This is a genomic window from Pseudoalteromonas sp. US3C1013 (assembly GCF_048401115.1).
GTDB classification, from domain to species: Bacteria; Pseudomonadota; Gammaproteobacteria; order Enterobacterales; family Alteromonadaceae; genus Pseudoalteromonas; species Pseudoalteromonas undina.
The window spans coordinates 3,269,390-3,292,630 of record NZ_CP183075.1 but is presented as its reverse complement, the minus strand read 5'-3'; the positions used below and the strand labels follow the sequence as shown (position 1 = coordinate 3,292,630).

General features: G+C 40.9%; 24 protein-coding genes. 14 read left to right on the top strand and 10 right to left on the bottom strand.

Going from position 1 to position 23,241, the window contains the following annotated elements:
* The 3 genes from ACNSN2_RS15390 to cyaY are packed head-to-tail and all read right to left on the bottom strand — an operon-like array spanning position 1 to position 1,906.
* Positions 1-906 carry a DUF2914 domain-containing protein gene (locus tag ACNSN2_RS15390; protein ID WP_418608025.1) on the bottom strand — a complete coding sequence of 302 codons (906 nt, stop codon included), beginning with the start codon at positions 904-906 and terminating at the stop codon, positions 1-3.
* A 23-nt stretch (positions 907-929) separates the two neighbouring features.
* On the bottom strand, positions 930-1,586 hold the full coding sequence (locus ACNSN2_RS15385) for an alpha/beta hydrolase (RefSeq protein WP_008109038.1): 657 nt from the start codon (positions 1,584-1,586) through the stop codon (positions 930-932).
* Positions 1,583-1,906, bottom strand: a complete 324-nt coding sequence (cyaY, locus tag ACNSN2_RS15380) for an iron donor protein CyaY (RefSeq protein WP_008109036.1) — start codon at positions 1,904-1,906, stop codon at positions 1,583-1,585. Before cyaY ends, ACNSN2_RS15385 begins: the two co-directional genes overlap by 4 nt.
* A 148-nt stretch (positions 1,907-2,054) precedes the next feature.
* Between cyaY and lptM the strand changes: the two genes are divergently transcribed.
* The 7 genes from lptM (at position 2,055) to ACNSN2_RS15345 (ending at position 7,081) form a co-directional block, all read left to right on the top strand.
* On the top strand, positions 2,055-2,234 hold the full coding sequence (gene lptM / locus ACNSN2_RS15375; protein WP_054202877.1) for an LPS translocon maturation chaperone LptM: 180 nt from the start codon (positions 2,055-2,057) through the stop codon (positions 2,232-2,234).
* The gene (lysA, locus tag ACNSN2_RS15370) at positions 2,235-3,488 is read left to right on the top strand and encodes a diaminopimelate decarboxylase (RefSeq protein ID WP_054202878.1); all 1,254 of its coding nucleotides are present in this window, start codon (positions 2,235-2,237) and stop codon (positions 3,486-3,488) included.
* Positions 3,489-3,552: 64 nt separating this feature from the next.
* Complete coding sequence (gene dapF, locus ACNSN2_RS15365) at positions 3,553-4,383, top strand: diaminopimelate epimerase (RefSeq protein WP_008109029.1); 831 nt, start codon at positions 3,553-3,555, stop codon at positions 4,381-4,383.
* Entirely contained in the window at positions 4,380-4,991 is a 612-nt protein-coding gene (locus tag ACNSN2_RS15360) for a DUF484 family protein (RefSeq protein WP_010392634.1), read from the top strand. Before dapF ends, ACNSN2_RS15360 begins: the two co-directional genes overlap by 4 nt.
* Entirely contained in the window at positions 4,988-5,932 is a 945-nt protein-coding gene (locus ACNSN2_RS15355; protein WP_418608022.1) for a tyrosine recombinase XerC, read from the top strand. Before ACNSN2_RS15360 ends, ACNSN2_RS15355 begins: the two co-directional genes overlap by 4 nt.
* A 10-nt stretch (positions 5,933-5,942) precedes the next feature.
* The gene (locus tag ACNSN2_RS15350; RefSeq protein WP_076919936.1) at positions 5,943-6,647 is read left to right on the top strand and encodes an HAD-IA family hydrolase; all 705 of its coding nucleotides are present in this window, start codon (positions 5,943-5,945) and stop codon (positions 6,645-6,647) included.
* A gap of 74 nt (positions 6,648-6,721) precedes the next feature.
* Positions 6,722-7,081: a HopJ type III effector protein gene (locus ACNSN2_RS15345; protein WP_010392629.1), complete on the top strand. Its 360-nt coding sequence runs from the start codon at positions 6,722-6,724 to the stop codon at positions 7,079-7,081.
* Between the two features lie 14 nt (positions 7,082-7,095).
* Here ACNSN2_RS15345 and ACNSN2_RS15340 read toward each other — a convergent pair whose 3' ends face one another.
* Complete coding sequence (locus ACNSN2_RS15340) at positions 7,096-7,515, bottom strand: GNAT family N-acetyltransferase (protein WP_418608019.1); 420 nt, start codon at positions 7,513-7,515, stop codon at positions 7,096-7,098.
* A 40-nt stretch (positions 7,516-7,555) separates the two neighbouring features.
* The gene (locus ACNSN2_RS15335; protein WP_008109023.1) at positions 7,556-7,861 is read right to left on the bottom strand and encodes a DUF6482 family protein; all 306 of its coding nucleotides are present in this window, start codon (positions 7,859-7,861) and stop codon (positions 7,556-7,558) included.
* Positions 7,862-7,952: 91 nt separating this feature from the next.
* Between ACNSN2_RS15335 and ACNSN2_RS15330 the strand changes: the two genes are divergently transcribed.
* The 3 genes from ACNSN2_RS15330 (at position 7,953) to ACNSN2_RS15320 (ending at position 10,350) form a co-directional block, all read left to right on the top strand.
* Positions 7,953-8,642 carry a pseudouridine synthase gene (locus ACNSN2_RS15330; protein ID WP_418608017.1) on the top strand — a complete coding sequence of 230 codons (690 nt, stop codon included), beginning with the start codon at positions 7,953-7,955 and terminating at the stop codon, positions 8,640-8,642.
* A gap of 112 nt (positions 8,643-8,754) precedes the next feature.
* Positions 8,755-9,129, top strand: coding sequence for a BlaI/MecI/CopY family transcriptional regulator (locus ACNSN2_RS15325; RefSeq protein ID WP_418608015.1), 375 nt, complete (start codon positions 8,755-8,757; stop codon positions 9,127-9,129).
* A 9-nt stretch (positions 9,130-9,138) separates the two neighbouring features.
* The gene (locus ACNSN2_RS15320) at positions 9,139-10,350 is read left to right on the top strand and encodes a M56 family metallopeptidase (protein WP_418608013.1); all 1,212 of its coding nucleotides are present in this window, start codon (positions 9,139-9,141) and stop codon (positions 10,348-10,350) included.
* A gap of 74 nt (positions 10,351-10,424) precedes the next feature.
* On the opposite strand, the gene ACNSN2_RS15315 is transcribed toward ACNSN2_RS15320, so the two are convergent.
* Complete coding sequence (locus ACNSN2_RS15315; RefSeq protein WP_418608011.1) at positions 10,425-10,808, bottom strand: MAPEG family protein; 384 nt, start codon at positions 10,806-10,808, stop codon at positions 10,425-10,427.
* A 242-nt stretch (positions 10,809-11,050) separates the two neighbouring features.
* On the opposite strand from ACNSN2_RS15315, the gene ACNSN2_RS15310 reads away from it, so the two are divergent.
* Positions 11,051-11,932 (top strand): DMT family transporter, encoded by an 882-nt coding sequence (locus ACNSN2_RS15310; RefSeq protein ID WP_138595980.1) that lies wholly within the window; start codon positions 11,051-11,053, stop codon positions 11,930-11,932.
* A 40-nt stretch (positions 11,933-11,972) separates the two neighbouring features.
* Here ACNSN2_RS15310 and ACNSN2_RS15305 read toward each other — a convergent pair whose 3' ends face one another.
* The 4 genes from ACNSN2_RS15305 to ACNSN2_RS15290 form a co-directional block, all read right to left on the bottom strand.
* A complete protein-coding gene (locus ACNSN2_RS15305; RefSeq protein ID WP_010392612.1) occupies positions 11,973-12,290 on the bottom strand; it encodes a DMT family transporter in 318 nt (105 codons plus the stop codon).
* A complete protein-coding gene (locus tag ACNSN2_RS15300) occupies positions 12,290-13,822 on the bottom strand; it encodes a bifunctional GNAT family N-acetyltransferase/carbon-nitrogen hydrolase family protein (protein ID WP_010392609.1) in 1,533 nt (510 codons plus the stop codon). Before ACNSN2_RS15300 ends, ACNSN2_RS15305 begins: the two co-directional genes overlap by 1 nt.
* 88 nt (positions 13,823-13,910) lie before the next feature.
* Complete coding sequence (locus tag ACNSN2_RS15295; protein ID WP_418608008.1) at positions 13,911-14,759, bottom strand: MBL fold metallo-hydrolase; 849 nt, start codon at positions 14,757-14,759, stop codon at positions 13,911-13,913.
* Between the two features lie 75 nt (positions 14,760-14,834).
* Positions 14,835-17,123 carry a penicillin acylase family protein gene (locus tag ACNSN2_RS15290; protein ID WP_418608006.1) on the bottom strand — a complete coding sequence of 763 codons (2,289 nt, stop codon included), beginning with the start codon at positions 17,121-17,123 and terminating at the stop codon, positions 14,835-14,837.
* A 156-nt stretch (positions 17,124-17,279) separates the two neighbouring features.
* Here ACNSN2_RS15290 and ycaO point away from each other — a divergent pair, with 156 nt between their 5' ends.
* The 3 genes from ycaO (at position 17,280) to ACNSN2_RS15275 (ending at position 23,170) form a co-directional block, all read left to right on the top strand.
* Positions 17,280-19,040, top strand: coding sequence for a 30S ribosomal protein S12 methylthiotransferase accessory factor YcaO (ycaO, locus tag ACNSN2_RS15285; protein WP_054202887.1), 1,761 nt, complete (start codon positions 17,280-17,282; stop codon positions 19,038-19,040).
* A 117-nt stretch (positions 19,041-19,157) separates the two neighbouring features.
* Positions 19,158-22,496: an ATP-binding protein gene (locus ACNSN2_RS15280; RefSeq protein ID WP_418608004.1), complete on the top strand. Its 3,339-nt coding sequence runs from the start codon at positions 19,158-19,160 to the stop codon at positions 22,494-22,496.
* 41 nt (positions 22,497-22,537) lie between these two features.
* The gene (locus ACNSN2_RS15275; protein WP_418608003.1) at positions 22,538-23,170 is read left to right on the top strand and encodes a YceH family protein; all 633 of its coding nucleotides are present in this window, start codon (positions 22,538-22,540) and stop codon (positions 23,168-23,170) included.
* Positions 23,171-23,241: the final 71 nt, after the last annotated feature.

The following is a 23,241-nucleotide window of genomic DNA, read 5'->3' as shown; positions in this document are numbered from 1 at the left end:
TTAATTTGCTAAAACTCTAAATTCTTTTTGAGCGATGAGCAGCCCGTTTTCATCAACTACATCAACGCGCCAATGCCCTAATTGAGTATCCATAATATTTTTAGTTGAGTACGTTCTGTAACGCGGAGAAGTGACCTTAAGCGCCACTTCAGCCATTATTTCACCTTCAAATAACCACACATGTTTTACCTGCTGTCCCTGTAAGTTTTTAAGCTCACTAAAAAATGACAGCGACTCTTCAAATTGATTCAAACGCACATCGGCGGCAAATACATTGGTTGGCTCACGGTTACTGACACTGCGAGTCAGAACTGCACGGCTAATTGTGGCTGTATCTATTTTGGCTCCCACAGCTACACTAGCAATGTGTGCGGATGCAGCAAATTTCTTTTGCTCAACTGGCTTTGCCCTAACAGTCTCAACTTCAGGGTCTTGAGTGTCTATTGCTGCAATGGTTGCTTCTTCAGGCTCAGCAGTGATCGTTGGCTCTACTTCTTGCTTAATAATACTTTGTTGAACTTCAGGCTCCGATGGTACCGGTTCAGTAATAGAAGCTGATTTTTGCTCAACTGAGGAAAAGGTTTTAGGGTCTGCAATCGCGACACTGCTTGCCTGCTCCTCATCTGCATCTATGGCTTTTTCACTCTCTACTGGTGCTGCATTATCATCGCTTAGCGACACAATTGCTGTTTGTTGCTCAGTAAAATCAAGCTGCTCATTAGGATGCGACGTCCCTTGATCAGCATTCACGGCGCTAGACAGGCCGTAAATAACCGCTGCAGAGATCATAATCACCAACATAGAAATACTCACAATCCGACGCCAATGCCACTCATAGCTCACGTTAGGTTCGCTTACCTGTGGTTCACGTTTTACATTTGCTGTTATTACTATTTTTTGACTCATTTTGACCCTCAGCGGCTCCTAAACTAACTTAAGCGAGAAATTAACCATTGGCGCACAGCTTGTAACTCTTGTGTACAAACCTGATGCCCCATTGGGTATTCTTGCCAACTTACATCCATGTTATGCGTTGATAATACTTCGAACGCACTTCTACCCGCGCTATGCGGTACAACGTCATCTTGGCTACCATGAGCCATAAATATATTTAACTGTGTTTGTTTTGCTTCATCTGCCAATTTATGTGGCACACACATGTAGGTTGACAGCGCCATTACACCAGCCAGCTTTTGTTCTAAACGCGGTGCTAAATGCAGAGATACAACACCACCTTGCGAAAAGCCCGCTAAAATAATTTTACTGGCAGGTATGCCGTTAGCAATTTCTTGTGTAATGAGTTGCTCAACTTTTGCAGCTGATTCTCTAACCCCTTGCTCATCGGCACGTTTATCTAAATCCATAGATTTAATGTCGTACCATGAGCGCATTTGCATACCGCCATTAACTGTAACAGCCTGCATAGGCGCGTGCGGAAAAATAAAACGCACTCCTAACTCAGTAGGTAAGTCGAGCTGCGGGGCAACAGGTGCAAAACCATCACCTGAATCACCTAAGCCATGCAGCCAAATCACCGTGGCTTTATGGGCGCTTTGCGCTGGGTATTCTACAAACCCTAAACTCATAGTGTTGATTGCCATTTAATTTCTTGACCCGCTTGGCGTGTAGACGCTTCGTTAATGAAGCTCCAAAACTCTGCACCCGAGCGGTTATCAATCCATTGCCCATCACGCATTTCAAAATGGTGACCATTAAATTTTGTTGCTACCCATACTTGGTGCAAAGGTGCTTGCTTATTAATCACAATCTTACTGCGATCTGGAAAAATAATTTCTAAAATACCTTGAGCCGATTCATAATCTAAATCTGCTTCACAATCATCAACTTGTTCTTCAATAGTGAACATAAGAGCTTCTGCTAACTGGTGATATTCGTGATCAGTCATCGTTAATTTCCTTTGCAGGCGAGGCGCCTAAATAATGGGTGCATGTTTATAGAGCTAGTGTAACAGGAATAAAATCATCCGCGAATAGCTGCATTTTTTAGATATTCTGTTACTCTGCGATTATAAAGCCAGCAACCGTATTAATCTAATGAAAGCGACATATACCTTACAATTAAAACAACTATTAATCAGCACCGTATTGTTGTGTGCATTAGCTGGCTGTGGCCAAAGCGGCCCGCTGTACTTACCCGAGCAGCCTGCTGAACAAAAGCAGCCAACTGACATTCCTAACAAACAAACACCCGCCGAGCAACAACAGGAGCAGTAAATGGATTTTTTTAATTATAAAAACAACCAACTATTTGCTGAAGATGTCAGCGTAGCAACCATTGCACAGCACTATGGTACGCCGTGTTATGTGTATTCCAGAGCCACGTTTGAACGCCATTATTTAGCGTTTGCTAATGCGACTCAAGATCACAAAAGCCTAGTGTGTTATGCCGTTAAAGCAAATTCAAATATTGCGGTGTTAAACATATTGGCACGACTTGGAGCGGGTTTTGATATTGTCTCAAAAGGCGAATTAGCACGGGTGATAAAAGCCGGAGGCGCTGCTAACAAAGTGGTATTTTCTGGGGTTGCTAAAACGGCTGACGAAATTGCTTATGCGTTAGAGTTAGGCATTAAATGTTTTAATGTTGAGTCAATTTCAGAGCTTGAGCGCATTTCAGAAGTGGCCTGCGAGCTTAATTTAGACGCGCCAATTTCTATTCGTGTTAATCCCGATATTGATGCCAAAACACATCCGTATATTTCTACTGGACTTAAAGAAAATAAGTTTGGTATTGGAATCGAGTCTGCATTAAGTGTGTATCAACATGCGGCATCATTACCTGGCTTAACGATTGTTGGCGTAGATTGCCATATTGGCTCACAGCTTACACAAACCAAACCGTTTTTAGAGGCGCTTGATAAACTACTGGCATTAATTGATGAATTAAAAAATGCAGGTATTGAGCTAAGCCATTTAGATATAGGTGGAGGCCTTGGAGTAACCTACGACGACGAACAACCTCCACACCCAAGTGAATATGCAGCACAAGTAACGCAGCGCCTTGCAAATTACCGTCACCTAGAACTGATTTTTGAGCCCGGGCGAGCCATTGCCGCAAACGCGGGGATTTTAGTAACACAAGTTGAGTTTATTAAACAAAACCAAGACAAGTATTTTGCGATTGTAGATGCGGGTATGAACGACATGTTACGCCCATCACTGTATCAAGCATGGCAAAAAATTATTCCTGTATCAGTGCGTGATGACGAAACACCTACCCACAACTATGACGTGGTTGGCCCGGTGTGTGAAACCGGTGACTTTTTAGGTAAAGACCGACCACTGGCACTCAAACAAGGTGATTTGTTAGTACAGCGAAGCGCTGGAGCCTATGGTTTTACCATGAGCTCAAATTATAACTCACGTCCACGAGTTGCCGAAATAATGGTCGATGGTGAGCAACATCACCTTATTCGCGAACGCGAAACTATCGAAAGCTTATACCAAGGTGAGAAAGTTTTACCATAAACGTTTTTGCCAACTAGCTGCTCTGTGGCATGATTAGCACAGAGCAAAACCGAATTAGAGCGCTATGTTAGTTAATTTTTCCAAAATGCACGGCTTAGGTAACGACTTTGTTGTGATTGATAACATTACACAAAACGTTTTTTTATCCCGTGATCAAATCAAAAAGCTGGCCGATCGCCATTTCGGCATTGGGTTTGACCAACTACTGATGGTTGAAGCCCCTTACTCACCCGATCTCGATTTTCACTATCGTATTTTTAACGCTGACGGCCACGAAGTAGAACAATGTGGTAACGGTGCGCGCTGCTTTGCCCGCTTTGTACGCATGAAAGGCTTAACCAATAAACATAAAATCAGCGTGTCGACTAAGTCTGGTAATCTCACCCTGTATATTGAAAAAGACGGTCAAGTAACCGTTAATATGGGTCACCCTAATTTTGAGCCAAATAAAATTCCACTCAAAGCAACCAAACGTGAGCTGACTTATATTATTCGCGCAGAAGAGCATACCGTTTTTAGTGGTGCCGTATCTATGGGTAACCCTCATTGCGTAATGGAAGTAGACGATATAGAAACAGCCCAAGTGGATACCCTAGGCCCGTTGCTTGAAAACCATGAGCGTTTTCCACAACGCGCGAACATTGGCTTTATGCAGGTTATCTCTCAAGAGCACATTAAACTCAGAGTATGGGAGCGTGGTGTAAGCGAAACACTTGCTTGCGGTACCGGCGCGTGTGCTGCCATGGTGATTGGTTTTATCCAAAATAAGCTCACCAGTACAGTACAAGTTGATTTACCCGGCGGTAGCTTACAAGTGCGCTGGAGTGGCGAGGGCCATCCAGTGCGTATGACAGGTCCCGCTGAACATGTATTTGATGGGCAAGTTGCACTATGAGTGAATTAACTAAACAGCAAGTAATAGATTACTTACAACAGCATCCTGATTTTTTAATTGAGCAACCTAAGCTGTTAGCGCAACTTGAGTTACAACAGCAAGTACAGGGTGCTACTTCATTAGTGCATATTCAGCAGCGCCAATTACGCGAGCACAATACACAGCTAAAAAATCAAATAGACAGCATGAGCAAAAATGCGACCCAGAATGAACTGGTTTATCGTTTATTTAGCCAATGTCACCGACAGCTGTGGAGTAATTACGACTTTAATACACTGGCCAGTAACTTACGCAATATTATTTGTATGAGCCCGACTATTAATGAATGCAAACTCGTTAGATACGATAATGCCTTTGAAGAGTTAGTAAAGCATAGACTGTCAGATAGTAATCATTATTTAGGCCGTGTAAATCAGCAAGAACGCGACTTACTCTTCAACAATGATACCCAATCGACCGCACTTTATTTAATTGGTGAGCCGAGTAACCCCTACGCAATTTTGGCTTTTGGCAGCCACGATGAAAACCACTTTGAGCCCTCACAAGATAACTTATTTGTATTAGATTTTGTGCGCTCATTGCAAATACGGTTACTGGAACTGGCATGAGCGATAACGCGCCAAATATAAGCGACTTAAGCGATAGCTGGCGTACACCCATTACATTATTTAGTGATTACTTAAAATTTGAACGTCAATATTCAGCGCACACCGTTAATCAGTATGTCAGCCAATTAGGTTTTGCCGCCTTGTATTTTAATAAACTGTGCGACAATTGGTTTGCGGTACAAAGTGAGCATATTCGTCGTTACAGTATGGCACTGCGGACAAAACAATTAAGTGGCAGAACAATCAGCTTAAAATTAAGCTGCATACGTAGTTTGTATAAATTTTTAAAAGCAAAAAATATTACTGAGCAAGCGCATTACCATAATCCGGCACAGGGCATAAAAGGCCCTAAATTTGCGCGGCCTTTACCTAAAAACCTTGATGTTGACCAAATGGCTCGTTTACTCGAAATACCCGATGATGATCCACTTGCCATTCGTGATAAAGCGATGATGGAACTGATGTATTCATCAGGCTTACGCATTAGTGAGTTAGTTGGCGCTAACATGCAAGATATAAACACTCGTAGCGGTGAAATATTAGTGCGGGGCAAAGGCGCAAAAGAACGCCTAATACCGGTTGGCTCTAAAGCACTTGAGGCGTTAAACAATTGGCTAGCAGTTCGCCCACTATTTATGGGCTCAGATGAACATGCAGTATTTTTGAGTAGCAAAAAAAGCCGTATTTCTGTACGCCAAGTTCGTTTGCGTATGCAAGAATGGGGGATAAAGCAAGGTATTAGCTCGCAAGTTCATCCGCATAAATTACGCCACTCATTTGCGTCGCATATTTTAGAGTCGTCTGGGGATTTACGAGCAGTGCAAGAGTTATTAGGCCACAGTAGTTTATCTGCAACCCAAGTTTATACTCATTTAGATTTTCAGCACTTAGCCAAGGTGTACGATAACACCCACCCACGTGCTAAAAAAAGAACCGATTAGAGCAGCAACTATGATCCGATTTAATCGCGCAATTTCTCCTTTTTCTGTGCTAAGTTTTGACTTAGACGATACCTTGTACGATAACCGCCCTATCATAACCGCAGCCGTTCAGGCGCAAATTGATTATTTAAATGCGCTACCAGGCTACAAAAAACAAGGACCACAGTTTTGGCAGCAATGCCGTGAACTCGCGGCACTACAGCAGCCAGAACTTATTGATGACGTCACACAATGGCGTAAGCATACCTTGCGCTTAGTGTTGTCTGAATTAGGTTTTAAAGGTGATGAAATAGAGCATCATGTACATAAGGCGTATCAAGCATTTGCTGATGAGCGAAGCAATATTACGGTGAGCGAAGACGTACTAATATTGCTTGATAAACTAAGTCAACACTACAAATTGATTGCCATTACTAACGGTAATGTAGAGGTTGATCGATTTAATTTAAAAGATAAGTTTGAACTGGTGTTACAAGCAGGCTTGCATGGTAAAGCTAAACCACACACAACATTATTTGATCAAGCCGCAACACATTTACGTATCAAAAACAGCGATATTTTGCACATAGGTGATAGCCTTGATAGCGATGTGCAAGGTGCTAACAACGCTGGCTGTCAGTCTGTATGGCTGAATAATCAAGCACAAACTTATGCCTACAAAGGGCTGGCTGATATTGAAATAACCAACATTCATGCGTTAACCCATTTAATATAACCTATGCTTGTTTTACTAATAATATAAGTTAGAGTTAGTTAATTAACTCCATATTATAATAACAAGGACAGCGTATGACGCTCACAGATTATTTAACAACGCTCGCAGATGAGCCAAAAAGTATTAGCTTTGCTGATACTATGGCCGTTATTGATGAGCACTATACTTTTACAGCATGCAGCTTCAGTAACCATGGGTTATTAAGTTCTGCGAGTGAAAATAACGGTTCGTGCAAAATTTTTGCATTTGCTAAGCTCAACGGTCTTAGTAAACAAAATACCTTAGATTGTTTTGGTAAATTTTACCGTGAAGATGTACTAGACAACCCAAGTGCCGATGATCACATGAATATTCGTACGTTTATGTTAGCGCCCGAGGCAACACCGTTTTTAGGCATTAGCTTTGATGGCACGCCTTTAACCACAAAAGAGTAATATTCAAATCAGCATTATTTAGCCTCTACCAGCGGCTTTTCCATAAAGTAGCGCGTACCGCTGAGCGGATAATTATTTAATTGATATTTAACCTGATAACCACGCTTTTCATAGAAAGGCTTGGCTTGAAAGTCTAGGGTGTCAAGCTGAGCCTGAACGGCACCCATTTCAATTGCTGCATTTTCAAGTGATGTTAATAACGAATCAGCCAAGCCATTGCCTCGTGCCGATTCAGCACACCACAACCAACTTATTAGCAGCCAATTGCCAAATACATGACCACTTATACCGGCAACTAATTCATGCTGTTTATCGAGATATTTAAAGCCGAGAGCTTGGCGCTCTGCGTCGAAGTGTTGAGCATTAAACTCAAGCATATTAACACGCAGTGCTTGGTTTAATTGCTCAGTATTTTCTGCCTGCAATAGGTACATTAGCTATTCCAAATTGACCTATTTTAGCAAATACCTAATGTTAAAACAGGTTATTTTGTCCAAAGGGAACTTCAAGCATATTACTAGAAATTTTTTCCGGTTGACCACACATTTCATCATAAGCGCTGGTATGCCTGAGCATCATTTGCGCGTAGGCAATGTCTTCAAAGCGTTTTTGAATATGTAATGGGCTGACTGCCTTTACAAATTCACCATCACTTTCTTGTACATAGTATTCAACATTATTAATGACAACAGACACTTGATACAAGGCCATTTCCAGTGAATGAACCACCACTTTTTGTAATGGCTGATGCTTTTTTAGTTCTGAAAATTGAATACCCATATTAACCTACCTACTGTTAAATTAACTGTCCAAGTAATCAATACGCAGCTTTGCTATAATTGCGATCAGATTTTTTTAATTACGCGCTATCATGGATACAAAAATTCGACTCGCAAAGTACATAGCGCATGCCGGTGTTTGCTCACGCAAGCAGGCCTCGCGTTTGATTGACGAAGGTGTGGTCATGGTTAATAATCGCCCCGCAAATCATATTGATCATGTGGACGAAAACGACAGTGTCATTGTTAATGGCCAAGCCATTAAAGGCCCTGCCGATTTAGTCTACTTTGCTTATCACAAACCAGTAGGAATTGATTGTAAACTCAATCAGCACGACCCAAGCAGCCTTATTCATCATTTACCGCAACTAACACGGGTATACCCTATTGGTCGCCTTGATAAAGACTCACGCGGATTGCTTATTTTGACCAATGATGGAGATTTTTGTAACCAGCTGATCCACCCTGACTTTCATCAGCCTAAACGCTATTTAGTAACCGTCAATAAACCTTTAGATGAGAATTTTTGCGAAAAAATGGCTGCAGGCGTCCCTGTCGATAAGCAAATGACTTTGCCGTGTGAGGTGACTAAAATCACTGACAATCAGTTTAGTATTATTTTAAAACAAGGACTAAATCGACAAATTCGTAAAATGGCGCATTACTGTGGTTACAAAGTGATTGATTTATACCGCGTACAAATAAGTGAATTACTGTTAGACCATTTAAATTTACCTGAAAACCAGTTTATAAAAATTAATAAAAGCGACATTTTAGGCTAACAAGCTCACGCTACCCCCCTCACTTTAATGCGATTAAAAAATATAAAATAAACTTGCAAAAATAGATTACAAGTGTAGTCTTAAATTAAAGATTACACTTGTAGGCAATAAAATGATCGAATTATCAAAAGCAGAATTTAAAGTACTCGATGCGCTATGGATTAGCTACCCCGCTAATGCCAGCCAAATTATTGAGCGCTTGAGTGATGATAAACAATGGCACGAAAAAACCATTAAAACCTTACTAGGTCGATTAGTTAAAAAAGGAGCGCTTAGCTTTGAAAAAGAAGGCCGCCAATATATTTACACCCCCTGTATAAATCGTGCTGATTACACCCAAAAAGAAAGCCAGAACTTTATTGAGCGTTTTTTTAGTGGCCGTATAGCTCCGTTGGTAAGTGGTTTTGCGAAATCAGAAAAACTCTCTCAACAAGATATAAACGAGCTTAAAAAAGTCATAGATGACTGGGAAAAAAACCAAAAGTAAGGGATTCTCATGGTTATTCAAACAAGCTTTAATTGGCTAATAGAGCAACAGCTATTATTGAGTCTGTTGTTTGCAGGATTTGTTTTACTTGAGCGCTTTGGCTTAAAAGCAATTGGTTCGCAGCTTATTTATAAATTAGTGTGGTTAATACCAGCCTCGCTGCTTATCGCTAATTTACCCAATGCAATTAGGCCATTACAAAACAGTCCAATTAGTCATTATATCATTACACCTAATCAACCATTAATAAGCACTATTAGTATTAACTGGGCGCTATTTTATGTAGTTATTACGGCACTGCTTTTATTCGTCACTTGGATTATTCACCACCGATTTGTAAGCAACCTACAGCTTTGTGAAGTAACAAATTTACAAGCAGAAATAAGCTCAGGGGTAAAAACCTTTACTAGTCATCAAGTGGCAACACCTATGGTAATTGGGGTACTAAATAGCAAGCTAGTTTTACCACACAACTACAATACTCTGTTTGATAAAGCCACATTGGCGCTTATTTTAGAGCACGAAAATGTGCATATAAAACGCAAAGATAACCTAACAAATGCGCTGCTATTACTGGCTACAATTTTAATGTGGTTTAACCCTTTAGCTTGGATGGCATACGCAAGCTGTAGACGTTTGCAGGAGCTAACTTGTGATGAACGGGTACTAAGTAATAAAACCACACAGCAACAAATTTTATACAGCAAAGCCTTAGTAAACTGCGCTGCCAATGCGCCAGCGGGTCTGATGGCTTATTCACACTACGGAGATAAAAAAACCATGTTACAACGACTTACTAATATCAAACATAACGGCGCACATTCGCGCCTAGCAAAAGGAAGCGCGTTACTTATAGCAGCAAGCTTGCTCAGTGGCTTAGCAGTAGCAAAGCAACCTGAAGCATCAGCTAAAAAAGAAACATCTATCGCTCCCGTAATGCGAATCGAACCGCTTTACCCAAAACAAGCGGCGGAACAAGGCATTAGCGGTTCAGTGGTATTAAAATACGACATAACCCCAGCAGGCAAAACAGCTAACATTACTGTTGTAAAAGCTGAACCAGAAGCAGTCTTTAACAAAGAAGCAAAAAGAGCACTGATGCAATGGCAATATACACCTTCATCAATGGGACAACAAAACGTACTAATACAACTTGATTTTGCACTCAACAGTACAGTTACAAAAAGTGATTTAATAGAGCGAGTTAACATATCGCATTAATGGGAATAAGTGTTTAAGACTATAAAGCAAGCACCCTTTTAGGCTGCTTGCTTTGTGGTTTTTGCTTATTCTCGTTATAAACTGACGGCGATCATGCCAATAGCGGTTCCCATGCCTACCAGCCAAGTGATCGAGCGAATAATATCGAGGTTTAAATAATAAAAAGTACAAAATAAAATACGCGCTACAATATGCGTCATCGCTAAAGTTTCGGTTACGGCATTAACATTGTTTGTGCCTAATACAGCAGCCAAAGCAACGGCAAAAACCGCTAACGATTCAAAACAGTTTTGATGAGAAGCCAGCGCCCGTGCTCCGAGTCCTGTAAGTTGTGTTTGTTGTTGCCGCGGATGTTTATTATCGTAACCACCGAGCTTATTCATTTCTATAATAGCTGGGATTCTTGCAACGTAAGGCATAGTCACTGCCATTAAGGCGCAAACTAATAAAGTTGTCATTATCATTCTCAAGTTATTTTTTATAACTCAAAATAACACAGCAAATAGAAAAAAGCCGCCAAATATGAATAACCTGAGTTCTGGCGGCTAGTAGTAACATCCCAGACACTATAGCCGATTTAAGCAGTGCGTCACTGTGGCAAATTGTCGCAGGTGATGAATATTCATTATGCCTTTTTGATGGTCGCTTTCATGTCACAGTACTGCTAAATTACTCCTCCGCTTATTGTATGTTGTTTAAGATGATTTGGATTTTACTGACTATTTTTGCTGCATTTATGCAGTCATGGCGCAATGCTCTGCAAAGTAAATTAAGCACTCATGTGAGCATTGCTGGCGTTACATTAGCCCGCTTTATTATGGCAAGCCCTATTGCTGGGCTGTATTTATATGCGCTTTATTATTACCAAGATGCTCCCTTTCCTTCATTCAACCCTTTATTTATTAGCTACATTATTGGTGCCAGCATAGTGCAAATTATTGCCACGGGACTCATGGTTAAATTATTTAAAATGAATAATTTTGCTGTAGGCGCCGGCCTAGCTAAAAGTGAAGCGCTTATGGCGGCCATACTCGGGTTACTGTTTTTTGGCTCAACGCTTTCATTACTTGGTTGGTTTGGCGTGTTTATTGGTGCAATTGCGGTATTGCTATTAAGTGGTATCGCCAATGTGAAACACTTTAGCTTAAAAACAGCATTAACAGGACTTGCCTGCGGCACTTCGTTTGCGTTGTCATCGTCATGGATCAGAGAAGCCAGTTTAAGCTCAGGTATAGCTTTTCCGTATGCGCCTGCATGGGTTTTATTGCTTGTTATTAGTTTACAAACACTGATGCTGTGTATTTATATTGCCTTAAAGGAACGCGATACATTTAAAACTATGTTTCAGCATAAGGGCATGACTTGTACGGTGAGTATATTTAGTTGCTTGGGATCAATAGGTTGGTTTAGCGCAATGAGCTTGCAACATGTTGCCTATGTAAAAACGCTCGGCCAGATAGAAGTATTTTTTACGATATTGATTGCTGTTTTATGGTTAAAACAACCGCTAAAACGCCAAGATAGCGCTGGGCTATTATTGATTGCAGTGGCTGCGATATTGGTAATGCTGCCGAGCAGCTAAAAAAGCGCAGGTATCAACCTGCGCTTGTTTAATCTAACAATTAATGACTAATTTTTAAGGTGATGACACCACAAATAATCATTAACACACCAGCAATACGACCAAACGTGGCGGCATCACCGTAAAATAATATACCCACTAAAAACGTACCAGCAGCACCAATACCCGTCCATACTGCGTACGACGTGCCCATAGATATTTGCTTTTGCGCCAACCACAACATAAAGCCGCTCGCGACCATAAACGCAATGGCAATCGCGATGCCCTGCCAACGAGTTTCAGGGGTTTGAGAAATTTTTAACCCTATAGGCCAGCCAATCTCAAGTAACCCAGCAATAATTAAATACATCCACGCCATTAAATATCTCTCTTTTTCAATATCACTTCATACAAATCGTGACGGCGGTCTTTTAAGTTACGCACTGTCCCTTCACTGTGAAGAATTTTTAACTTATCCATATCTAAGTCGCTAAATAATAACATTTCTGTATTGGTGGTGGCTTCATTTAGTGTGGCATCGTGCGGAAATGAAAAGTCCGATGGGGTTAGTACCGCCGACTGTGAAAACTGCACATCTAAGCTTTCTACTTCAGGTAAGTTACCCACAGAGCCTGCAATAACCACATAACATTCGTTTTCAATGGCACGTGCTTGGGCACAATGGCGTACACGCAAGTAACTATTTTTAGTGTCAGTCCAAAATGGCACAAATAAAATATCCAAACCTTGGGTGGCCAAAATACGTGACAACTCAGGAAATTCGACATCATAACAAATTTGAATACCTACACGGCCTGCATCTGTATCGAATACAGCAATTTTATCACCGCCTTGGATCACCCAATCGTTTTGTTCATGCGGGGTAATATGAATTTTACGTTGCTCGTCTATTTTACCGCTGCGATGGCATAAATAACTAACGTTATATATTTTATCGTCTTCGGCAAGCGGCATTGAGCCGGTAATAATGTTGGCGTTGTATTCTATCGCCATACGCGACATGGCGTTTTTAAAGGTCTCAGTGTATTCGGCTAAATACCGAATTGCCTCGGTTTGGTTACTTTGTTCAGTTAATCCCATCAATGGCGCATTAAAAAACTCAGGGAATAAAATAAAATCGCTTTTGTAATCAGATACCGTATCAACAAAGTATTCAACTTGCTTAAGCATTTCTTCAACCGATTCAACACAGCGCATTTGCCATTGCACAGCTCCTACGCGCACGATTGATTTAGTTGACTCAATAACGGTGTCGGTTGGCTCATACATAATGTTATTCCACTCAAGTAATGTGGCATAACCGACCGACTCCTGATCTTCAGGTAAGTATTTTTTTAATAATCGTTTAACCTGAAAGTCATTGGCTAATTGAAAACTGAGTATGGGGTCATACAGCTCTTTTTGATCGACCTTAGCAATGTATTCCATCGGGGTCATTTCACTGCTGTGATTGTAATAACGCGGAATACGGCCACCCGCTAAAATAGCGCGTAAATTATACTGACGGCACAATTCTTTTCGCGCATCATATAAACGGCGTCCTAAACGCATGCCACGGTATTGTTCACTAATAGCAACATCCAAACCGTATAAAGCATCCCCTGTGGTGTCGCTAAATACTCGGTCGTGGCCATCGGCAATATCTTCATAGGTATGCGGGTTTGAAAAACGCGCATAATCTACCTGTACACTCAGCGCTAAACCCACCAGCACGCCGTCATCCACAATACCGATTTGCCCTTCAGGGAACTGATCTATGAGTCTAAAAATAGTATGGCTTGGCCATGCGCCGCCTAGGTCGGGGTAAGCTTCGTCCATCAAGGTTTTAATTTGTGGGTATTGTTCTCGGGTTAAGTTACAAATTTCAAGATGGGTTTTTTCTGCCGACATACGCAACTCCTTGGGGCATGTAAGAATCAAAAAAGCTGAACACATGCTCAGCTTTATTAGGTTTATGCGTTTTTATTCGCGCTTTGCGCTACTTTAAACTGCGATAAAAAAGTGTGGTTACCCGCTCTTTAGGTAACCAATTAGCATATTCAAGGCCAAGTTCTGACAATGGATCTGCTTTAAGTACCTGCTCTAAACTGGCGTCATTTTGCATTGCTTTTAGCATAACATCTTTCGCTTTTTGCACCAGCTTACGATACGTGATCAGTCCTGAACGGTCACTTAGCGGGCCATGACCAGGAATAACTTGGGTTTTATCATCAACCTGATTAATCACATCATCAACCGCCGCTAAAACACCATCAACGCTACCCCCACTGTCTACATCAACAAACGGTAGGCTGCCAAAGTTAAAGTAAATATCGCCCATGTGCACAATATTATCATTATTGAAAAAAATCACCGCATCGCCATCGGTATGGGCATGTTGATAATGCACAACATGCGCTTGCTCATTATTAAAGTGCAGTGTTAAATCATCACCAAAACTAATTCGTGGTAGGTAATCCGACCCTTCGCCATGTTTTTCTTTTAGGCGTTTATGTACATTATTGTGGGCAATAACATGGGCTCCGGCTTTAGCAAAGTTTTCGTTACCACCGGTGTGATCGCCATGATGATGAGTGTTAATTACAAACTCTGCACTGCCTGGCTTTAAGTCGCTAATGGTTTTTTTAATATCGTCTGAGAGTTTGGCAAACTGATCATCAATGATATATATGCCATCATCCCCTACGCTGGCTGCAATGTTGCCACCTTGTCCGTATAGGACGTATACATGCTCGCTCAGTTGCTTAGCTGTAACTGGATTGTCATCCGCAGCCGCGTAGTTGCTTAGTAGTAAAGTCGTTATTAATGCCGGTAGTAATTTTTTCATTGTTGTAACCCTATAATTAATAATCATGGTTATAAAACGTGATAGCAACTTATTTAGCTCACTCTGCATCCAAAGCTAGTCGCTCATAGGCACTATTTCAATTTGATGCATGAATGTTTGCGGTAACAATGGGGTGTGCTTTCCTTCTACATATTCATCAAAACCGGCTCGATAAAACTCAGAAAGCGGGTGCCCTGATTGCCCTCCAGGCACTGTTAAAATGGCACTTTCTAAATGTCCAGGTTGGGCAATAAATCGCTGCGATGCGCCAAAACTGGTTTTTTGTACGGCAGGCATATAGCTATCACCAAACCCTGGAGCGGTAGGCATATTTAGTAGCTTACTCAATAGAGGTATTTGTTTAGCAAATGGGTGTTCAATCGCTAATTCGTTTACTTTACCCCATTGCCAGTTTTGAATGTTATTACCAAACTTTGCTGTTAACTGCGCGAGAGTTTGCTCAAAAGCTGCCTGTAATTGCTGCTCCCAATTCGTAAATTGCGGGTTAACCCAACTTGCTGGCTGCGCTTTTATTAACTGCCAAACAGCGGGCTCTAAATCGCGTTTTACATAACTTAATGTACCATCCTGCTGATTGAGACTGGCTTCAATACTACTAAATAAAATATTTATTAGTTCATCACGATACGTCTTAACTAAAGTATAACCAACGGAGGTTGAGCAGGCGCATTGCTGCCAGTTATCCAATGCATTGATATAATCTGCATAGTGTTCTGGCTGCTGTTTTAACTGCTCAAGTAATAAGCCATGCCAAGGAGTTAAAAAGCGCGCTTGATTGTCTAACTGTAATTGATAAAAGTCACCTTCGTTAAACTGCTGCTTTTCAAACAACCGATCGCGAATTTGCATCGCACGAGCACCTAAGGCATAGCCGCCATTACCAAAACGTGCATTATCCTCAGCAGAGACCACTCGCGAATTCCCTGTCCACAAGCGCCCACTCTCAGGGTTTTTAACAAACGGGCGAATAACTTCATTTTGCTGCCAAGTTGCTGAATATTCATTTTCATTAATGGCAAATTCACTAGGTGCTGTTCGTGCAGGAATACCGCCCATGTGTTTCCAAGCGGCACTGCCTTGACTATCTACCACCATTAAGTTTTGTACCGGAATACCCACGTTACTTGCAATATTAAGGGCATCATCCACTGTTTCAGCCTGCTCAAGCTGTAACAATTGCATATCAACGGCATACGGCTGATGCGCAGCCCAACTTAAGGCATAAGGCTGATTGTTAATGTATTTAACAGGGCCATACTCACTTAGCGTTAAGGGATAGATTTCATCGTTGCCATTATCCAAGGTAATTACTTCATTTACTTGCCATGTTTTACTGCTATCAGTTAATGCAATCCAGTCGGCTGTATCTATATAGCCATTAGTAAATCCCCATGCAATTTTATTATTACTGCCAACCACAATGGCAGGTGCTCCTGGTAACGAAACACCGGTTACCTGATACGCTTGATTGTTATGAGTGTAATTAAGCTGCGCTCGATACCAAATAACCGGCACCGCCATTGATAAGTGCATATCATCTGAAAGCATCGCAGCTTGAGTATTAGTTAAATCTGCGGTCACTGCCCAGTTATTACTGCCTACTTCTAAATTAGCAGTAATGCTTTTAATCGCCGCTAATGGCTGCGTTGGTAACTGAGGTATAGTTTGAGAATAAGGTGTTAAAACACTGCCATCTAATGCTGCTTGGTATTGGCTTGGTTGGGTTAAAAATTCAACCATTTTTGCGCCGTATTGCTGCTGTATTTGAATTAAAGCTTGGTCGCGCTCAAAGGTCGCAGTTTGTAAATCTAAATACATGCTAAAAATAACTAACAGACTATCTTCGCTTTGCCATGGTTGTTGCTCAGCCCCTGTAAGTAGGTATTCAAAACTTGGGTACCCTACTTGCGCAAGTCCTTCGTTTACCCCTTGTGCATAGCTTTTTAGTAGTTGCTTATCGGCTTCAGGGAGAGTTTTTAAAATTGTTTGGCTACGTTTACGTAATTGATGAAAGCGCATTTTTTTATCAAGAGCGAGCGCGGCTTTACCAAATAGCTCACTGAGCTCACCTGCGGCATTACGTCTAAGTAAATCCATTTGAAAAAAGCGGTCTTGCCCGTGAGCATAACCTAAGCCATAGGCAGCATCGTGGCGAGTTGCTGCAGTAATAACAGCTTGGCCAAGCGTATCTCGAGCAACTTTAACTGGCTGCGTTACCGAATCGCTTCGGCCTTTACCATCAAGAGTAGGTAAACTTAGAGTCAACACGCCGTATACAATAGCAGTCCCCCCTAGCGCTAAAATCACAACAATTAATAGCAACCGTTTGATTACTTTAAACATAAACATACCCTTCAACTTTTTCAATAAACTATTATTAGCATATATTCATAATCGTTCTATTAAAAACGCTACGAAAAGCGGGTAAAGGGTGAAATAAACATCAAAATCCACGATAATACACAGTTCATGTATTGTGCAGACCTAGTTGAGATCAAAATGACTGAAAAAACATTTATTAAAGGTAAAGACCGCGATTTAGAATCGTCTATCTCTACCATGCAAAACAAGCTAAAAGCGCTAAATATTAATATTGAAGAAGCGCTATGGCTTAACCCTGTAGCAAACTGTTATTCAGTTCATATAAAAGATAGCGACTGTGGTGTGATGTTTACTAACGGTAAAGGTGCTACTGATAAAGCCTCTATCGCTTCTGCGCTAGGTGAATATTTTGAGCGTTTAAGCTGTAACTACTTTTTTGCTGATTTTTACTTAGGTGAAGAATTTGCCAATGGTGACTTTACTCATTACCCGAACGAAAAGTGGTTTAAAGTAGCAGAAGATGAAGTACCACAAGGGATTATGGATGAAAGCTTATGGGATTACTTCGACCCTGAGCGTGAATTAACTGCCTCACACCTTTATGATTTTAATTCTGGTAATTTTGAGCGTGGTATTTGTACTGTGCCTTATACCCGCCAGCGCGACGGCCAAGATATTTATATTCCGGTGAACGTGATTGGTAATATTTTTGTTTCTAATGGTATGAGTGCTGGTAATACTAAATTTGAAGCCCGTGTACAGGGGTTATCTGAAGTATTTGAGCGCGCCATTAAAAATCGCATTATTGCTGAAGGTATTAGCTTACCAATCGTGCCTGAAGATGTGGTAAAACAATACCCTAAAATTCATGAAGCCTGTGAAGAGTTGCGTAGCCATGGCTTCCATTTACGTATTGCAGATGCCTCACTTGGCGGTAAATACCCTGTAATGAGTGTTACGCTAATCAACCCAGTGGATGGCTCTGTATTTGCCTCTTTTGGTGCTCATCCTTCATTTGAAGTGGCACTTGAACGTACGGTAACTGAGCTACTGCAAGGTCGTCGCCTAGATCAACTAGACGTATTTCAACCTGCCACTTTTGACAACGACGAAGTAGCCACACCTGAAAACATTGAACTGCACTTTATTGATTCAAGCGGTTTAATTTCTCATGACTTTTTCCGTTCTGAAGCAGACTTTGAATTTGTACATTGGGACTTTAGTGGTTCAACTGAGCAAGAATATAACTTCTGTACTGATTTAATTCACAGCATGGGCCATGATATCTACATCATGGATTACACCCACTTAAATGTGTATGCATGTCGTATTTTAGTGCCTGGTATGTCTGATATTTATCCGGTAGATGAGCTTATTTGGCGTAATAACAACGAAGGGGCTAAATTCCGCGAAACTTTCTTATCACTTGATCAGTATGATACTGAGCAACTGATGGAAATTTACGATAACCTCGAAGAAGCTGGTCACAGCGATATTATTCGCGCTGCTGAATTCATTGGCTTAGCAACCGATGCCGATACGCCTTGGCATACTCTACGTATTGGTGAACTGAAAGCACACTTATGCTTAGCCGCAGGCAGCGAAGAAGCGATTGATTGGGTTGACTGGATTTTACATACCGGCCAAGTTAATGAAGACGCGATGCGTCATTTCCGTTGTTTAAAAGCTATTTTAGAAATTAAATACGATGACGAACGTGAATATGCAAGTTACCAAGACGCCTTAGGGCTTATGTTTGGCGCTAATAATGTCACCCTTGCAATTGAGATTGCAGAAGGTCGGACACGCTTTAACGGCTTAACTTTCCCAGGTTTATCGCTTGAAGGCTTTAAAAAGCACGCCGCATTACTGGATGGCTACCGCAAGTTACATGTTGCGAAACAGAAGCATTGGGCACGCGAAGTTAGTGACTCATAATATCTAAACGTGTATATAGTTAAAAAGAAAATGGCGCATATTTAACTGCGCCATTTTTGTTTCTAGTGTTAGTTAGCTATAGTTAAGCTTTCTATATTAACAATTTAATTACACCCTATGTGGCAACAACGCAAAAGTAAACGCACATCCATTTATAATTTTAAGCTTACCTTTTTATTTGCAATCAGTTTACTTGTAATAACTAGCTTAGTGCTTGAGCGGCTTAATTATAATCGGGCAAAAGATGCTTACCGTTTACAAGTCCTTTCTCAAGTCAGTGCCTACAGAGCCCAGCTTGAAGCTACTTTGGTATCAAATATTCAGTTAATACGTGGCTTGGCTGTAGCCGTTGCTGCTGAGCCAAATTTAAGCCAAACACGTTTTGGGCAAATTGCCGCCCCACTGTTTAACACCTCTAACGAACTACGCAATATTGGTGCTGCACCTAATATGGTCATCACAATGACCTACCCGCTTAAAGGGAATGAAAAAGCCATTGGACTCAATTTTTTAGAAAATAAAGCGCAACGCGATGATGCTATTAAAGCACGCGATACTAATACCATTGTAATGGCTGGACCGCTCACGTTAGTTCAAGGCAATGAAGCTTTGATTGCACGAGTGCCGGTTTATTTACCTGAAGACCAATCTTTTTGGGGGCTGCTTTCTGTGGTGCTCGATCTAGAAAAAGTCTATAACAACGCAGGGATTTTCGAATTACAAAAAAAATACACCGTTGCCATTCAAGGACGTAACGGGTTAGGTAAGCAAGGTGAGTTTTTCTTTGGTGACCCAGAAATTACAAGCCAAAATCCGCTTGAGTTTAATCTAAATTTCCAAGGCGGTGCTTGGCAGCTCTATGTAGTGCCAAAAACAGGTTGGCAGCCAGCATCGTCGTCTGTCTGGCCATTACGTATTGTTATTAGTGTTATTTTAAGTTTGCTTATTTTTGCGTTTTTATTGTTTTTAAAAATGCTCAATAGAGAACACGAAAACGAAAAAATGCTCGAGGTAATGAGTAACCTAGCTCAAGTAGGCGCATGGTCATTTGATTTAGAAAAAAAACAGGTATTTTGGTCAGACATGACCAAAAAGATATTTGAATACCCTTTAGATGAGCAACCTAAATGGTCATCCGATTTATATTACTTTAAAGAGGGAAAAAGCAGAGATAAGGCGGCTGAACTGATCACTAAAGCGGTTAAATACGGTGAAAGTTACGAGGCTGAACTTGAAGTTATTAATGCCAAAGGCGAAGTAATTTGGGCACTCATACATGGTGAAGCAGAGCATAAAAATGGACGCTGCATCAGAATATTCGGCTCATTACAAAATATTGATGCCCGTAAAAAGGTAGCAATAGAAGATCAAAAAATAGCCCGCTTTAACGAAACTTTAGCGTCGCTAACAATTAGCGACCACATATTAAATGGTAAATTAAGCGAATCTAAAGAGCTAATTACTCGTGCGGTGTGTCGTGCACTTAAAGTGAATACAGTAAGCATTCGCTTGTTTGATAAGCATAAAACTCAGCTGAGTCCTATTGCAAGCTATAGCCAAAATAACAGTGATAATAATACCCCTTGGCGCCAGCAAGACATTCCTGATTTTTTTACCACCCTAGAAAAGAAAGCCGTTTTTAGCGCCCAGAATGCTCAACAACAAGCTTGCCTCGCACCCTTAGCAAAAAGCTACCTAGAACCTTCATCTATAAAAGCAATGCTCTGTGTAATGATCCCCGCAGGCAGCGGATCAATTGGTGTTGTATGCGCAGAACAAGCAAGCGTTAGAGCATGGACGCAAAACGAAGAAGGTTTTTTAATTGCAATCGGCGCACTAATAGGAAGTCTTTACTCTAGTGAACAGCGCATAGAAACGGAAGCAGAACTAGTAATGGCAAAAGAAGCCGCTGAACAAGCGGTGATCGCTAAAAGTGAGTTTTTAGCCAGCATGAGTCATGAAATTCGCACCCCGATGAATGGGGTGTTAGGTATGCTTAATATCATTCAGGCGACCTCACTTGATCAGCAACAACGTCATCATATTAAACTTGCCCAGTCGTCAGCAGAATCTTTATTAGGGATTATTAATGATATTTTAGACTTTTCTAAAATAGAGGCTGGTAAGTTAGACATAGAAAGCATTCAATTTAATCTACCACAATTACTCGGCGAAATTGTGGAGTCGTTTGCGCTCAAGGCCGAAAGCAATAACACCCAATTGATTTTAGATACTACGCATGTAAGCACCAGTGAGATTGTGTGCGACCCAAATAGATTGCGACAAATTTTAAATAATTTGATTGCCAATGCCGTTAAATTTACTCAAAACGGACAAGTACTAGTAACCGCTACTATAGAAAAAACTCTCGCCAATACGACTTTAGAATGTGCGATTATTGATACCGGCATTGGTATTAGTTTAGAGAAGCAAAAACAGTTATTTGATTCTTTTACTCAAGCTGATGCATCAACAACCCGCCAATATGGCGGCACCGGTTTAGGCTTGGCAATAGTTAAGCAGCTGTGCGAACTCATGGGAGGCGAAGTAAGTGTATATAGCCTACCCAATGAAGGCAGCACCTTTACTTTTTCAGTCAACATTACCTCAGTGATAGACCAAGCATTTGATTTAGATTGCCAACATATACAAGCAAAGCGAATACTCATTGTTGATAATAGCGAGATGAGTGCCACCATCATCGAAAAGCAATTAACGTTATGGGGCGCAGATGTCAGTGCTGTGTGTGATTACAAAGAGGTTGAAACTTATATAACTAATAATCAACAAACACCGCCGGATGTGGCAATTATTGACACAAGCTTTTTGGAGCCTGTAGCACACCCCTTGGCTGAAAAGTTGAAACATTTTTTAGTGAACAGTCATATTCTGATTATGGCTCCAATGAGCTATTCAAAAAGCAATTTATTTTATGGAAACAATGAAGCAGCCTTAATTTTTAAACCACTCACCGCTATTGGTTTGTATGACACGCTGGTAAAAGTAACATTGGCAGCACAGCCCAAAGAGTTAGCGCTCCCTCCAGCGATTAATACACCTAAAAAAGCGAAAGGCCATGTGTTGTTAGTAGAGGATAACAAAGTAAATCAAGTAGTTGCCTGTGCATTATTAAAACAAGCCGAGCTCACTTTTGATATTGCAGAGGATGGCGAGGATGCACTAACGAAATTAAACCAAGCAAACGCAAACACTTATCAACTTATTCTAATGGATTGCCAAATGCCTATTATGGATGGATACCAAGCTACCATGGCTATTAGAGAGGGCCTCGCGGGTCTAGAGAATCAAACCATCCCCATTATTGCACTAACGGCTAATGCAATGCGCGGAGATAAAGACAAATGTTTAAGTGCCGGTATGAACGACTATTTAAGTAAACCTCTCGATGGCCCTGCTATGCATGCTAAATTGCAACAATGGCTTAGCGCTAAATAACAGTGTAAGCTTAAAATAGAATCGATGAAGTAAGGGATATTATGCAGTTATCAGTTGAACAACAAAGAGTTATTGGCTGTTTCTTGGAAAAGCAAACAACAACGCCTGAACATTACCCACTATCATTAAATGCCTTAACGAATGCCTGTAATCAAAAATCAAATCGCGCTCCTGTGCTCGAATTAAGCCAACAGCAAGTTCAGGCTACCATTGCAGAATTAATCGACTTACGCTTGGTAACAGAAGATGAAGGTCTTAGTGGACGTGTATCTAAATACGACCATCGCTTTTGTAATACACAATTTAGCCACTTACAATTTAACGCACAACAACGCGCCATTATATGTTTATTATTATTGCGGGGAGCTCAAACACCCGGTGAATTAAAAACCCGTTGCGCTCGCTTAGCTGACTTTACCAGTATTGACGACGTTGAAATATCGCTTGAACAATTGATTGAAAACAGCCATGTTAAAAAACTACCTCGCGAATCTGGTAAGCGTGATAGCCGTTATATCCACTTATTTACAGTACCTTCTGCAGAAAACGATGAGCCAATAGCAACACAGACCATTACTGACGAGTTAAAGAATCAAGAGCTCAATGATCTACTTGCTGAAATTAACGAACTAAAAGCTCAACTTAAACAAATAAAAGAGTATATAGGGCTTTAATTGTGTAATTTGAAATCACATAATAGCTATTCTTTTTTGAGCATTAAAACTTTTTAACTTTAAGGAGCGGG